The organism is Enterobacter sp. KB-221C9 (assembly GCF_041320715.1).
In the GTDB taxonomy this organism is placed as follows: domain Bacteria; phylum Pseudomonadota; class Gammaproteobacteria; order Enterobacterales; family Enterobacteriaceae; genus Enterobacter; species Enterobacter asburiae_D.
In genome coordinates, this window is sequence record NZ_JBGIWG010000004.1 from 137388 (window position 1) to 151757 (window position 14370).

Sequence of the window (14370 nt, forward strand, 5' to 3'; positions counted from 1 at the left end):
AACTATGTTACTGATCTTTGGCGGTCTGCCTGGCACCGGGAAATCAACCATTGCTCGCCTGCTTGCCGCAAGGCTGGATGCAGTCTGGTTACGCATTGATTCGATTGAGCAGGCGCTGATTCGCGCCAAAACCGTCACTACGCAGGATATGGGGCCCGCCGGCTATCTGGTGGCGTACTCCCTAGCCGAGGATAACCTCAGGCTGGGTAACCTGGTGATTGCTGATTCGGTCAATCCCATTGCCATTACCCGCCAGGCCTGGAGAGAGGTCGCGACCGTGAATGCCGTGCCTTTTCTGGAGATAGAATTTACCTGCTCCGACCAAACCCAGCATCGATATCGCGTTGAAAACCGCACTGCGGATATTAGCGGCCATATTTTGCCGGACTGGCAAAAGGTGATTACCCGTGAATACGAACCCTGGCGTTCTGCTAGCCTGACTCTGGACACTTCCATGCTGACCGCCGAAGAGGCGGTAGAGCGGATCCTGCAGCATATGAAGTCGCGCGGTTTCTGCACGCCGGTAAGTTCATAGAGTAAGTCGGGTAACGGCTGGAGTGAACATTACGTTGCAAAACGTGGTTGGTTTTTCAGATTATCTTTCTCAACCATTTCCACCCTTTATAATTTACCCTGCCAGGACGTTTTGCATCACAAAACACAAAATTCCGCCAGGGTCCCGTATCTGATGAGCGATTAAAAGTGTACTCTTTTGAGTATGGCATCTGAGCATGCCGCTCAAATGACTTGTGATGCCTCTCGTTATATATGGATAACCGCTATGCCAAAAGAGAACAAAAATCCAAAGCTGCGCAACTACGATCCCCGTTTTATCTACTCTCTTGTTGTTAAGCGTTATTTCTCTGAAATGAAGACGAAAATAGAAATCGCCGAGGAGCTCGGTCTGTCTCGCTTCAAAGTTGCACGCCTGATTGATGAAGCCATTGCGCAAGAGTATGTAAAATTTACCTTCCCTAAACAGCAGGCTCTGGACGAGGAAATAGCGCAAAATCTCTGCAAAAAATACGGATTGCAGGATGCCGTTGTGCTCTCCGTTTCCGAGTCCTGGTCTTCCCAGGAACAGCTAAACGTCAAGCTGGGAGGGATAACGGCGACCTACCTGAGTGAGATCCTCAAAGAGGGTATGAAATTTGGTCTCGCCTGGGGTCGGGTTCTTTCAAGTACTGTGAGTCAACTGACGACATTACCCGTGCTGGATGTGGTTCAGCTTTCTGGCGTTCATCCAGGCATTGAATTTAGTCAGGGGCCGATTGATTTAATTCACAAAGTCGCTGCCATTTCCCACGGAAGAGCGCACCCGATGTATGTACCCATGTGGGTGGATGACGAAAGTTTAGCCCAGAAACTCGCAGTCGATCAGGCTGTTCAGGATACGCAAAAGTTTTACTCAAATATGGATGTCGTTATTACGGGCATTGGGGCCTGGAAAACCGGCTCTTCCAGTTTATGCGATATATTCCCTCAAGCGTGGCGTGAGACTTTACTTAGTCAGGACATTACTGCTGATGTATGCGTAACCCTGGTAAATAGCAAAGGCGAAATACTTGATAGCCCGCTGAACCGCCTGGGGTTCGGCATTACGACAGAACAATTGCGGGCCACAAAGAAACTGATTGGGGTTGCTGGGGGGGACGAAAAATATGAAGGTATAGTTGCCTCTCTCAAATCAGGTCTTCTGAATGTGCTGATTACTGATTTTGATACGGCTATAAAACTTCTGGATTAATGGTCACATTGAATTCATTTTGCGCCGCATTGTGTTTCATATATGCACTGCTTCCTTCCTGATTTGAAAAAGGCAGATAAGGGATATCTGCCTTTTGTTTATCAGGAGGCTACAAGCATCTCTTCAACATATTTCCCGACTTCGTGCGTTTTAAGGTTACGGCACGACTCGATGAACGAAATATCCTGGAAGAGCGTAAAGAGGCGGCGCAGCACAGACATATGCTGATCGCTGGTTGCGAAGGCGAGATTAAACATAATGCCGCATTCCACTGTGAGGTCAGCATCTTCCATCTGACCAAACACGACCCCTTTATCAAAACGCACAATGCTTATGCTGTTAGTTTTTACCAGCGTATAGTCTGCATGTGGGATGGCAATGCCCTGACCGTTCGCCATTAATAAACCAGTTGGATAAGTCTTCTCACGCTCCAGGCAAGCCTGAATATACTCGGGAGTGATATAGCCTTTTTCCAACAGCTTCTGGCCTGCAAACTCAATTGCTGCATGCCAGTCAGCGATCGTACCCTCGACATCGTTTACCAGAATCTCAAGTTTCATCATTTCTCCTGACTAAGCATTTCTTCTTTAACAGCATCAAAAATCTCATCTTCGCCCAGACCCGTTAACAGGCCCGCTCCCACAATCACACGAGTAGTGATGCCTGGGTTATCCAGCTTGGTTGAAGAAACAATCAGGTCATAGCTGTTAAACGTGTCCGTGGTGCAGGCCATTAAAGAGGATTTATCTACCTGCGCTTCGATGTTCTGTTCTTTCAGGTAATCCTGCAGGACAGAAACCATAATGGAAGAGGAGGCAATACCGTTTCCGCATACAACTAAAATCTTTTTCATTTTTAATTACCTTCTGAAGTTTTAAGCCGTTTTTTCTGCCTCAGTTTTCAACTGGCAGCGCGCTTTCTGTTTGAGTAAATAGCCTACGGACAACAGCAACACAGCGGCGAGAGCATAGCCGGCGATGCCAACATGGCTGAGTCCAGCAAAGAGACCGGTGAAAGGGTTAGCTGACGGGTTAAGCGATGAGTACATCACGCTGGCATCGGGATTGGTGCCGAATTTCTGGAATACTTCATTTGTTGCCGGAGCCATCCAGGAAGCGATGTATAAGCCGCCGCCAAACAGGATGATGGAAGTCACCCAGGTACGAATAATGTTGCCATTAAAAACAGGTACCATACATGCAATAAAGAATACGAACTGCGAGAGGTCCCCCAGAGGCATCACTCGGTTGCCGGGAAGGACAACTGCGAGGATAACAATGACCGGGATCAGCAGCAGTGCAGGGGCGATAACTGAAGGATGACCAACAATCAGCGCGGTATCCATCCCGACAGTGATCTCGCGATCCGGGAAACGTTTGACCAGTTTCTTACGTGCCACGTTGGACAGTGGTACCAGACCTTCCATCATGATTGAGGTCATGCGCGGCAGCAGGAGCATCACGGCGGCAAGGTACATACCCAGCTGCAGGCTGGCGATAATGGTGTGATACGGAGATTCCCAACCATAACCACAGAAGCCAAGTAGAATACCAATAATGAAACCAACCATGGTCGGATCGCCAAGGATACCAAAGCGTTTCTGAATGCTTTCCGCCGTGACGTTCAGGTTACGGAATCCAGGAATACGATCGTAAATCCAGTTAAACGGATAAGCGAACAGCAAATAGGTATTTGCAACCGGGTGAGAGATGGCAACGCCTTTTGGCAGGTTGAAGAATTTCTCGTTGTTTTTGGCACCGAGGTCAGCCGCGATAAGCGCCCAGACATGGAACAATGCAGCCGTAAGAACGCCGTAAAGGAAGCTGCCGGAGTAAGCGCCAACAATGGCACCCATTGAGGCATTCTGATGAAGGTTAAACACGTCAACGTTTACGCAGTCCGTCAGACGGGCTACCAGCATGGCAATATTCACCGCGACGCACAGAGGGATAATAATCGCCCCCATGCTTGAGCCAAAACCCATGACGGCGGTGGCTGCGCCGCCAACGTCAATGGCGCTCAGTGAGGAGCCGGTGGCCTCCGCAAGCCCCGTCACCGCTGGCTGCATTTTTTCAAGCATCAGCTTGATGGTCATGGTTAATGCAATAAAACCAATGCCGACTTTAATGGCTGATGAAATACATTCCGACAGGGGGCGCCCCAGAAGTTTCATCAGTATAAGGAAGATGACCGGTATAAAAATAAAATTACCCAGGTCATTGATAAACTGTGTGATCAGTTCCATTTATTAGCCCTCAGATTTCTCATCATCTGGTCTGAAACCCATATTCCATCGAACATCTTCAGGTTTCGTCAGCAATGCGTTGTCACTGCGTTCGGCTTCCAGTAGATTCTTTTTGGAATTTTCCCTCGCGGTGGCAAAGTCGAATGCATTGTCATACCAGGCATCAACGATCATTTTTGTGTATTCAAGATCATTCACTCTGCAGCCAAGTCCAATCACCTGCGCATTGTTACTGAGTCTTGCTCGCTTGGCCGAGTACGGGTTGGTGACGGCGACAGCACGAATCCCCCAGTGCTTATTTATCTGGCAAGTAAAGCCAATTCCGGTTCCGCAAATGTAGATACCAAGGCGGCATTCGTCCCGCTGAATAACACCTGCCATTTCATCCGCAAGACGAGCGAAGTTGTTGAAACCGTCTTCTTTTCGTTTAACGGGATCGTACACGACCTCGGCATTTTTCTCTTCTTCGAGGTATTTTTTAATCTCCTCCTTACGATCAAATCCCACATCATCACATGCGATTGCAATTTTCGTTTTCATCTCATCTAACCTGTCATAAAGAACTTAAGCCAAGTATGAGGTTGGTAAATATTGGTTGTCAACTGAGATCTAAATCACAAAGTTTATAACATATTGATTTGATTGAACTTAAAAGCCAATAAAAACAAACAAAAGCTAATTTTAACCAATGTTTCAGTGTTGATCAGGAAAAGGGGATTTACAGACTGTAGCGATGAAAATTGATGGGTTTTAATTAATTTATTGATTTTATTGTTTTTTATTAAATCCTTACTGTTGTTCTCAGAAACGACGGTTCCTAGACCCAGTGCTATTTGTCCTCTCCTTGTGTTTGTTTTAGTTTGCATCTTCTGTGCTATGATTCGTTTCATTGCATTGAGCTGAAAGGTTATAGGGGGAAGGATGTACCTGGTTGAAGAAAGGAGAAAATTGATCCTGGAAGAGATTATTTCGGCGGGTACCGTGTACGTGAGCGACTTGGCCAAAAAGTATGAAGTCACTTATGAAACCATCCGCAAAGATCTCACTTATCTTGAAAAAAAAGGGCTGCTGGTTAAAAGCCATGGAGGGGCAACCTTAAAGCAGGGGGCTGTCGAGCATCCTTTCCAGGTCAGGGAAAAAGAAAACAGTACCTTCAAACAAGCTATAGCCAGGAAAGCGCTGGACTTTATTCCCCCCAATAGCTCAATGATCATTGGTACAGGGAGCTCTAACTATGAACTGGCCAATCTGTTGTGCATGAAATCTGGCTTTAAAATTTTTACCGATTCTCTCCCGGTGGCCAGCGTGCTGATCGAGTCAGATAACCAGGTCTTTCTGTTCGGCGGAGAACTGAGGAAGAAAAGCTCTTCTGTCTTTGGCGGGTGGGCTGTGTCAATGATTAATGATATTAACGTCGATCTCTGCTTTATCGGTACCGACGGCTTCAACAATATGACGGGCCCGTCCACTCCATCCTCTTCGGATGCCTTTCTTGATCGAACGATCATTGCCCATTCCGAGAAGAAATATATCTTAGGCGATTACACTAAGTTCCAGCGAAGCAGCTTGTTTAAGATCTGCGACTGGTCTGAGATTACCGCGCTGATCACTAATGATATTGCTGATAAAGACGGTATTGCCGAGGTTGCGAAGCATACGACAGTAATAACCTGCTGATTTTTAATCCAATAACTCCATTAACGGTACATAGTATGTGCCGTTGTCCCGCAGAAACAACATCAACCTGACGCTCTGCTCATAAGAGCATTTTGCGTATCGCTATCTTAAAAGTCTCTCCAGCATAAAGTGAGTTAATGAAATCCGATAAATATCATTAACTTACATGTTTTTCCCGGATTGTCTCTCGCCAATTAATGCTCACATGAGCGCATCTTATTGTGCGCTTATGTGATTTATTGTGATCAAGATATAACTTTTGCAAGCTCCCCATTTTAGCAAATCACCGATGTGCTATAACTGCTCATGTGATTAGTTAAGTGCTCACATGAGCATTTGATAAGGTGAGGAGAAAAAAGTGGGTACAATTTCTATCAGTGTCGCGGATGGGGCGGCATACAAAACGTATGATGAAGTGCTGGAGCACATTCACAAGAAACATCAGGCCGAGGGGATCGTCAAAGAGACTTACCTCCAGGCGCTGCGTGAACGTGAAGCCGATTACCCAACCGGGATTTTACTTGATGGCTATGCTGTCGCCATTCCACATTGCGATAGCCAGCACGCCGTCAGCCCGGCAATATATATCATCCGTTTGCCACAAGAAATTGAAGTTAATCAGGCAGATGGCGATGAAAAATTATGGGTTCGCCTGGTTGTCAACCTGGTTGTTACTCAACCTGCAGATCAACTGCAATTGTTGAAGGCGCTGTTTAACCATCTTCAGCTAACTGATTTTTACCACCAGATGCTGGAGCTTCCTGCTGAAGAAGCACAGGCATTGTTTATTAACACGATAATTAAATAACAATTACCCGGAGATTTTACCATGATTACTATCCTCGTAGCCTGCGGAAGCGGTGTAGCAACCTCCACACTAGCCGCTGATGAAGTTAAATCGGTTTGTGCTGAATACGGCATTGCCAACGTTAAGATTAATAAATGCAGTATGTCCGAACTGGCCTCTGAAATGCAAAGCGCTGATGTTGTCCTGACAACGAATAATTATAAAGGCGATATTGGTAAGCCGCACATGAGCGTCGCAGGTTTTATTACCGGTATTAACGAAGCCGCGTTGCGTCAAAAATTAGGCGAACTGTTAAGCGAAATTTCCAAAGGCTAAAGTCTGAAAAAGACGGGGGATGGTTAAATGGAAATGTTAAAAAGCATCATGTTTACTATTACAAGCATGGGCGCTACAGCAATATTGCCGCTTGTTATTTTCCTTTTAGGTCTGGTTTTTCGAATGAAAATTGGTGCTGCCATTAAATCTGGCATCACTGTCGGTATCGGTTTCATCGGTCTGGGACTGGTTGTTGGGTTGCTAAACACAGCCCTGCAGCCAGCAATTGCGTATTACTCAAAAATTGGCAGCGGATTCACCGTGGCTGATATTGGATGGCCTGCCGTTGGCGCAGCTGCGTGGGTTGCCCCGTTTGCCGCAATGGTTATTCCTATTGGCATTATCCTGAACCTGATCCTGGTTCGTCTGAAGCTTACCAAAACTCTCAATGTGGACATCTGGAACTACATGCATTTCCTTGTTCCGGGGGCGCTTGCGTATTTCGTCTTTGACAGCTTTTTCCTTGGGCTGGGTGTCGCCGTGGCTCTTAGCGTAGCCGCGCTGTTTATTGGCGATCTTATTGCGCCAAGATGGCAGAAATACTACGGCCTGGAGGGAACGACCTGTACCACGATGATCCACATCGGATGGACACTTCCATTTGCATGGGTTGTTAACAAAATTATCGATTTCATTCCAGGTTTAAACAAGCTGGATGTGGATTTAGAGAGCGTTCAGAAGCGACTGGGTGTATTCGGTGAACCCGCAATCATCGGCGTGATTGTCGGTTGTCTCCTGGGATTGTTAACCAAACAACCTATTACAACCATCGTGCCAATGGCGATGGGCGTGGCTGGCGTCATGGTGCTGTTGCCAAAAGTGGTTGGGGTCCTTATGGAAGGGCTTAACCCGATAGGTAAGAGCGCTAAAGAAATCATGCAAAAGCAGATGGGTAAAGATGCGGAACTGAATATCGGGATGGACTGCGCCCTGGCGCTTGGCGACCCAGCGACGGTTACCGTCACCGTTATTACCATCCCTCTGACAATGCTTTGTGCGCTGGTTTTACCGGGTATTCAGATATTCCCAATCGGCGTGCTGATGTCAATTATCTACATGACGACCATGACGGTCATGGTCAGTAACGGCAACGTTATTCGCTCGATTATCTCAACCTTACTGTTCTGCGTGGTGGTTATGTATCTGGGGGGATATGTCGCGCCCGGTGCAACTCAGTTCCTGAGCGGTGCTGGCGTCGGCCTGAATGGTCAGGGTACGGACTTCGTATTAACCGGCCCTTGGGAGATTCTCACCTACTGGTTGAGCACGGTTACCCATTAATTTACGGAGTTGACTAAAATGGCACAAATTTTACCATCAATATTTGGTGCAAACATATTACGTTTGCAGGAAGAACTTCAGTTTCTGGAAACGGAAAATACCGAAATTCTGCATGTTGATTTAATGGATGGCACTTACGTAAGTAATATTGCTTTCGGTCCTAATCAAATTGCGGCAATGAAAAAAGCCAGCTCAATGATATTTGATGTACATATGATGCTGGCTAATCCGGAAAGACATGTTGATGATGTTATTAAAACCGGCGCGGAAATGATTTCTGTTCATTATGAATCAACGCCACACGTGCATTATATTATTCAGAAGATCAAAAAAGCGGGGCGCAAAGCTGGCGTAGTACTCAATCCGGGGACGCCGGAACACGTAATTGAATATCTTCTCGATGATATTGATTACATTTTAATTATGACCATTAACCCAGGTCAGCCAGGCCAGACATTTATTGAAAAAAGCCTGGAGAAGATCAGAAACACTAAACAGATGGTCGCCGGACGCAATATTCAGATTGAAGTTGATGGCGGCGTTAACGCTGAAATTGCTAAAAAGGTAAAAGAAGCGGGTGCTGATTTAATTGTTGTTGGTGGTGCATTATTTAATGATGCACCCCGAGAAAGCTATCAGGAATTAAGGGTAGCGATCCAATAGCAGTTTGGTACCAAATAAACCCAGTAACCCTGCACGCTATTATTAGCATTAATTAAATCACCAATTGCCTGAAAGGGGAGTTGTCCTCCCCTTTTTCCTGAGATTTTGAGGAGTATAGTGAAATGAGTAATTTTGAAGGTAAAGTCGCGCTAGTAACCGGTGGGGCACATGGAATCGGTAAAGGTATTGCTAAGCAATTCGCTGACCGTGGGGCTCATACTGTCATTGTCGATTACAATGAAGGAAATGGTAAAAAGACGGCCGAAGAGTTAACTTTCGGTAATGTTAAATCCTTATTCGTTAAAACCGATGTATCCGATCCGAAGGCTCTGGAAAACGTTCGCGAGCAGGTTTTTCAAACCTTCGGACGTATTGATATTTTGGTATTAAACGCGGGCGTGGCGTTTGCTAATAAGGTTAATAACATCACTTTTGAAGAGTGGAATAAAACAATTGCAATTAACCTTACAGGCCTGTTTAACACCGTTAAGGCGTTCTACGACGACTTCACCACTAACCGTGGATCTATCGTTTATATCTCATCTGGCTCCGCGCTTTCCGGCACTGGTGGCGGTGTAAGTTACCCGGCCAGTAAAGCAGGCGGTGAGGGATTGATTCGCGGCCTGGCAAAAGAACTGGGGCCTAAGGGTGTCAATGTTAACGCTATCGCTCCACGCCTGATTGATACCGGTGAAATGATGCGCGTCAATTATCCTACCCAGGCCGATCTTGATGCTGTTCTGGAAAAAATTCCGGTGCGCCGCCTTGGCACCATTGACGATGTGGCTAACCTGGCAATCTTTTTGGCGGATAAAGACAACTCGTACATCCAGGGGCAAACCATTCTGATGGATGGTGGCCGTACCATCGCTTAAAGGGAGGGAATCACATGAGCGTTCAACAAAATACCTTAAATATCCTGAGCGAGCTGCAGCAAAATGCGATGAAAATTGATGATGCCCAGGCAGCCCAATTTGTCGCACAGATTAAGAATGCCAGGCATATCTTTCTGCAGGGCGCGGGTCGTAGCGGCATCGCCATCCGCGGCTTTGCAAACCGTCTTCTCCACCTCGGTTTTTCAGTAAGCGTTGTAGGCGAAATTTCTTCTCCTCATACGAAACCGGGCGACCTGGTCATTATTGGCTCCGGCAGCGGTGAGACCAGCAGTCTTGTGAGCCTGGCGCAGAAGGCCGTAGCCTGCGGCGTGGATGTGGCGCTTGTTACGATGAAAGCCGAGTCCACAATCGGCAAACTGGCCAAAAGCACGCTTGTGTTGCCTGGCACCGTAAAAGAAGACAACGATCGTGAAGACGGTGCTTTTTCCCAACCCATGGGATCGGCTTTTGAGCAGCTCTGCTTTATCGCCTATGACGCAATCGTGCTTGAGCTGATGGCCCAGCTCGGCGAAACCAGCGACACGATGTTTAAGAGACACGCTGACCTTGAGTAATCGCCAGGAAGCGTCCATTTAACGGGACGTCTTAAGTTTTGATAGGCCCGGTAAGCGCAGCGCTGCCGGGCAAGGGTTGTCTAATTAGTCGATAAACGTCGGGTGAAGGCATTGCCTTACCCGACCAATAACCCGTCGTTTTTTTAATTTTTCGGAAACACCCAAACATGCTTCTCCGGCAGCGAAAGATGGCAGTGCTGCGGATCCCGAACCTCATGCCCATACGCGCGAATGACAAAATCATCTCCCACCGTGCGGAACAGGTACTCCCACCGGTCGCCGAGATACATGCTGGTGAGCAGCGGCAGCTCAAGCTGATTTTCCCCTGGCCCCTCGACCACCGCCACGCGCTCGACGCGGATCACCGCCGTGGCTTCTTCACCGCTCTGCACCCCTTCGCCGGCCTGGCCCCACAGCACCCAGCCTTTCCCTTCAATACGCGCTTTGCCGTCGCGTACTTCGGTGACCTTGCCGTGCAGGCGGTTGTTGCTGCCCATAAACTCGGCGGTAAACAGCGTTTTCGGCGAGCCGTACATCTCCTGCGGCGTGCCCTGTTGCTCAATTTTGCCGTTGTTCAGCAGCAGGATACGATCGGAAATGGACATCGCTTCGTTCTGGTCGTGCGTCACCATCAGTGCCGATAACCCGAGCTTGATAATCAGCTCGCGCAGGAACACGCGGGCCTCTTCGCGCAGCTTGGCGTCGAGGTTAGAGAGCGGCTCGTCCAGCAAAATCACCGGCGGGTTGTACACCAGCGCACGGCCAATCGCCACGCGCTGCTGCTGCCCACCGGAGAGCTGGTGCGGGTGACGTTTACCAAGATGGCCCAGACCCAGCTGGTCCAGCACGCCCTGCACGCGCTGCTGGATCTCTTTGGCCGGAACTTTACGCAGCTTGAGCGGATAGGCCACGTTCTCGAATACGGTCTTGTGCGGCCACAGGGCATAGGACTGGAAAACCAGCCCCAGGTTACGCTCTTCCGCCGGGACCTCGCTGCGCGGCGTGCCGTCGTAAACTTTATTGTTGCCAATGACAATCGATCCCTGCGTCGGTTTTTCCAGACCCGCAACGGCGCGCAGCAGGGTGGTTTTACCGCTGCCGGAGGGGCCTAACAGGGAGACCACTTCGCCACGCTTCAGGTTCATGGAGACACCTTTTAAAACAGGATTGTCGCCGTAGGTTAAGTGCAGATCGTCAACCGCTAATTCAATCATGTATTTTCACTCCGAAACGAAGGGCAATGCCCAGACCTACCACGACCAGCAGGATGTTAATGAAAGAGAGCGCCGCCACGATATCGATGGCACCCGCGGCCCAGAGGGAAACCAGCATCGAGCCGATGGTTTCCGTGCCGGGTGAAAGCAGGTACACACCCGTTGAGTATTCGCGCTCAAAGATCAGGAACATCAGCAGCCACGAACCGATAAGACCGTAGCGGGAGAGCGGAATGGTGACGTGGCGGGTGATCTGCCCGCGCGTCGCCCCGGTGCTGCGCGCCGCTTCTTCAAGCTCCGGCCCCACCTGCAGCAGCGTGGAAGAGATAAGCCTCAGCCCGTAAGCCATCCACACCACGGTATAGGCCAGCCAGACGCTGAAAATGGTGCTGCGCAGCGAACGTAGCCAGACGATGACGTTTTCGCGCATCCAGTCGGTCCAGGCGAACCCGGAAAGCCAGCCGGATTTCAGCGAGTTATCCAGCCACATCGGCAGGAACAGGAACACCCACAGGAACGCCAGACCCGCCAGCAGGCCAGGCACGGCGCGCGGCACCAGCACGCTGTAGTCCAGGAAACGCGTGGTGTTATCCGGCTTGCGGTGCATGGCAATGCCGACAAACAGGTAGCACACCACGGCCAGCGCGCCGCCAATCACGCCAATCGCCATGGAGTTGACGATGGCGCGCAGCAGGTTGGGCTGCGCCCAGATGGTGCGGAAGGTGTTCAGAGAAAGCTCGTCCCACAGCGAAACGCCCACGCCCCAGTTGGAGATAAACGCGCGCAATACCACGCCGAGCAGCGGAACGCCGATGGTGACGGTAAGCCAGAAGGCAATCACCCCGCCAGCCACCCAGCGCCATTTACCCAGCGGTAGCGCGCGGGCCTGCGAGGCTTTCCCCTTCATGGTGACGAAGCGGTTGGCGGTACGCATCAGGCGACGCTGGAGCATCACCAGCGGGATGGTGATGCAGATCAGCACCACGGCAACCGCTGCCATCAGGTTATAGGATGGGGTGCCCATCTTGTTCGTCAGCTTATAGAGATAGGTCGCCAGCACCATGTTGCCTTCCGGGTCGCCGAGCACCAGCATCAGGCCAAACACTTCCAGCCCCAGGAAGAACAGCAGCACGGTGGCGTACAGAATGGACGGGCGCACCATCGGCAGGCTGACGGAGGTCATCACCTGCCAGGGCGACGCCCCCGCGGTGCGCGCGGCTTCTTCCACATCGGAGCCCACGCTGCGTAGCGCTGACGAGATATACAGATAGGCGTGCGGGACGTGCGTCAGGCCGGCAATGACCACAATGCTCGACATGTCGTAGATATTCCACGGCACAAAGCCAATCAGCGCCTCAGCCCACTGGGAGAGAAAGCCCACCGGACCGGCGGCCACCACGTAGCCGAAGCCCAGCACCATCGGTGAAACGAAAATCGGGACCAGGATCAGCGGCTCAATCAACCGACGGCCGGGCAGGTCGGTACGCACCATCAGAAACGCCAGCACGCCGCCCAGCGGAATGGAGATAAAGACCAGCCCGAAAGCAAGAATAAAGCCGCTTTTCAGGGCCTTATAAAAATCAGGGTCGGTGAAAATAAATTCAAATGATTCAAAGCTCCACTCTTTTGACGGCGAAAAGAACGGGGCGGACAGGAAGCTCTGTATCACGATAAACGACAGCGGCGTGTAGATAACCAGGGCGGTTATCAGCACGACGATGCCTCGCGGCAGGCTTTGCCACTTTCTGCGTAATGTATTCATGGGGTATCCCTGGTGTTGCAGCCCAGAAAAACGAACTCAGTCGATAAGGGAGCGCGGCGGCCTGCGCCGCGCTCAGACGCTTATTTACCGGCGGCGGTACGCCACTCTTTGATGTACTCCAGGCGTTTTTTCGGCTGCAGGTATTCCAGCAGCGTTTCATCAACCGGGATCGGCTTCAGCGCGTTGCCGAGGATTTTGGTCAGGCCGTCGATATCATTCTTGCCTTCGATATCGTTACGAATGGAGGGAATGTCTGCCTGATTGGCCAGAATGTTCTGCCCTTGTTCAGACAGCACATAGTCCAGCCACAGCTTCGCGGCGTTGCCGTTTTGCGCCTGCTGGCTGATGAACGACACGCGCGACAGCACCAGGGTGTAATCTTTTGGATAGGAAATGCCGAGCGACGGATCGTTCTTCGCACGCGCTTCCGCGTAGGAGCCGAGGATGTTGAAGCCGATCAGGTTTTCACCGGAGGAGACGCGCTCCATCATGGTGCCGGTAGACGACTGTACCGATAAGCCGCCTTTGGCGACGTCGGCCAGGGTTTTGAAGTAATTAGGATCGGCGTTGTGATCCTGAACCGAGAGCATAAAGCCCAGACCCGATTTTTCGATGTCGTAGGTGGTGACTTTGCTCTTGAATTTATCCGTCTGGCTGGCAATCAGCTTCGCCAGCGCGGCGTGAGAATCCGGCACGTCACCGGCCGGGATCAGACGCTTGTTGTAGATAAAGACCACCGGCTCATAGGTAGTACCGTATGCCTTATCTTTCCAGACCGCCCATTTCGGCAGCTGGCTTTGCTCCGGAGATTTGTACTCCATGGCGTAGTCGGTGGCGAGCTTCAGGCCGGTGTCCATTGAGGAGCTCCAGACCACGTCGCCGCTCACGCCACCGGAGGCCTGTTCGCTGATGAAACGGTTGTACAGCTCGGTGCTGTTCATATCGTTGTATTCAACTTTAATGCCCGGGTAGGTTTTTTCGAAGCCCTGGATCAGCGGCCCGGCGGCTTTGATGTCGGTGGTAGAGTAAATAACAACCTTGCCCTCTTTCGTTGCGGCATCAACAACTTTCTGATACTCAGCAGGATAGCCCTGCGGCAGGGCTGACAGTGCAGAAGCAGAGAACAGTACGGTAGCGGTAAGCAGAGAAATTCGGAACGTGTTCGACATTATAGTTAACCTTTTAGTTACATTTGAGGAACTAATTGT

Annotated in this window: 16 protein-coding genes; 9 read left to right on the plus strand and 7 right to left on the minus strand. The window is 50.1% G+C overall.

All coding sequences use genetic code 11. The annotated features are described in order from the left end of the window. Nucleotides 1-4: 4 nt before the first annotated feature. Together AB8846_RS06850 and AB8846_RS06855 are read left to right on the plus strand one after the other, a co-directional pair. A complete protein-coding gene (locus tag AB8846_RS06850) occupies nt 5-535 on the plus strand; it encodes an AAA family ATPase (protein ID WP_131633621.1) in 531 nt (176 codons plus the stop codon). A gap of 246 nt (nt 536-781) precedes the next feature. Continuing rightward, entirely contained in the window at nt 782-1747 is a 966-nt protein-coding gene (locus AB8846_RS06855; RefSeq protein ID WP_370732363.1) for a sugar-binding transcriptional regulator, read from the plus strand. Nucleotides 1748-1848: 101 nt separating this feature from the next. On the opposite strand, the gene AB8846_RS06860 is transcribed toward AB8846_RS06855, so the two are convergent. Genes AB8846_RS06860 through AB8846_RS06875 form a run of 4 tightly spaced genes read right to left on the minus strand, consistent with a single transcriptional unit; the run spans nt 1849 to nt 4532 of the window. Beyond that, nucleotides 1849-2307: a PTS sugar transporter subunit IIA gene (locus AB8846_RS06860; RefSeq protein ID WP_004105511.1), complete on the minus strand. Its 459-nt coding sequence runs from the start codon at nt 2305-2307 to the stop codon at nt 1849-1851. Further along, nucleotides 2307-2600 (minus strand): PTS sugar transporter subunit IIB, encoded by a 294-nt coding sequence (locus tag AB8846_RS06865; protein WP_131633623.1) that lies wholly within the window; start codon nt 2598-2600, stop codon nt 2307-2309. The genes AB8846_RS06860 and AB8846_RS06865 overlap by 1 nt, the downstream gene beginning before the upstream one ends. A 21-nt stretch (nt 2601-2621) precedes the next feature. Then, nucleotides 2622-3992, minus strand: coding sequence for a PTS galactitol transporter subunit IIC (locus tag AB8846_RS06870; RefSeq protein WP_370732364.1), 1371 nt, complete (start codon nt 3990-3992; stop codon nt 2622-2624). Nucleotides 3993-3995: 3 nt separating this feature from the next. Next, nucleotides 3996-4532, minus strand: a complete 537-nt coding sequence (locus tag AB8846_RS06875) for an RpiB/LacA/LacB family sugar-phosphate isomerase (protein WP_004105507.1) — start codon at nt 4530-4532, stop codon at nt 3996-3998. Between the two features lie 381 nt (nt 4533-4913). Between AB8846_RS06875 and AB8846_RS06880 the strand changes: the two genes are divergently transcribed. The 7 genes from AB8846_RS06880 to hxlB all read left to right on the plus strand — a co-directional run bounded on the left by AB8846_RS06880 (nt 4914) and on the right by hxlB (nt 10186). Continuing rightward, nucleotides 4914-5669, plus strand: a complete 756-nt coding sequence (locus AB8846_RS06880; protein ID WP_331411317.1) for a DeoR/GlpR family DNA-binding transcription regulator — start codon at nt 4914-4916, stop codon at nt 5667-5669. A 358-nt stretch (nt 5670-6027) separates the two neighbouring features. Continuing rightward, complete coding sequence (gatA, locus tag AB8846_RS06885; protein ID WP_331411318.1) at nt 6028-6477, plus strand: PTS galactitol transporter subunit IIA; 450 nt, start codon at nt 6028-6030, stop codon at nt 6475-6477. Between the two features lie 21 nt (nt 6478-6498). After that, complete coding sequence (locus AB8846_RS06890) at nt 6499-6792, plus strand: PTS sugar transporter subunit IIB (protein ID WP_131633626.1); 294 nt, start codon at nt 6499-6501, stop codon at nt 6790-6792. Nucleotides 6793-6819: 27 nt separating this feature from the next. After that, nucleotides 6820-8073, plus strand: coding sequence for a PTS transporter subunit IIC (locus AB8846_RS06895; RefSeq protein ID WP_370732365.1), 1254 nt, complete (start codon nt 6820-6822; stop codon nt 8071-8073). Between the two features lie 18 nt (nt 8074-8091). Continuing rightward, nucleotides 8092-8736, plus strand: coding sequence for a ribulose-phosphate 3-epimerase (gene rpe, locus AB8846_RS06900; protein ID WP_370732366.1), 645 nt, complete (start codon nt 8092-8094; stop codon nt 8734-8736). Between the two features lie 122 nt (nt 8737-8858). Beyond that, the gene (locus AB8846_RS06905) at nt 8859-9611 is read left to right on the plus strand and encodes an SDR family NAD(P)-dependent oxidoreductase (protein WP_331411323.1); all 753 of its coding nucleotides are present in this window, start codon (nt 8859-8861) and stop codon (nt 9609-9611) included. A 14-nt stretch (nt 9612-9625) separates the two neighbouring features. Next, a complete protein-coding gene (gene hxlB, locus AB8846_RS06910) occupies nt 9626-10186 on the plus strand; it encodes a 6-phospho-3-hexuloisomerase (RefSeq protein ID WP_370732367.1) in 561 nt (186 codons plus the stop codon). A 143-nt stretch (nt 10187-10329) separates the two neighbouring features. On the opposite strand, the gene AB8846_RS06915 is transcribed toward hxlB, so the two are convergent. The 3 genes from AB8846_RS06915 to AB8846_RS06925 all read right to left on the minus strand — a co-directional run bounded on the left by AB8846_RS06915 (nt 10330) and on the right by AB8846_RS06925 (nt 14331). Next, the gene (locus AB8846_RS06915) at nt 10330-11400 is read right to left on the minus strand and encodes an ABC transporter ATP-binding protein (protein ID WP_370732368.1); all 1071 of its coding nucleotides are present in this window, start codon (nt 11398-11400) and stop codon (nt 10330-10332) included. After that, entirely contained in the window at nt 11393-13162 is a 1770-nt protein-coding gene (locus tag AB8846_RS06920) for an iron ABC transporter permease (protein WP_047646297.1), read from the minus strand. Before AB8846_RS06920 ends, AB8846_RS06915 begins: the two co-directional genes overlap by 8 nt. A gap of 80 nt (nt 13163-13242) precedes the next feature. Further along, nucleotides 13243-14331: an ABC transporter substrate-binding protein gene (locus AB8846_RS06925; RefSeq protein WP_063144675.1), complete on the minus strand. Its 1089-nt coding sequence runs from the start codon at nt 14329-14331 to the stop codon at nt 13243-13245. Between the last annotated feature and the right edge of the window lie 39 nt (nt 14332-14370).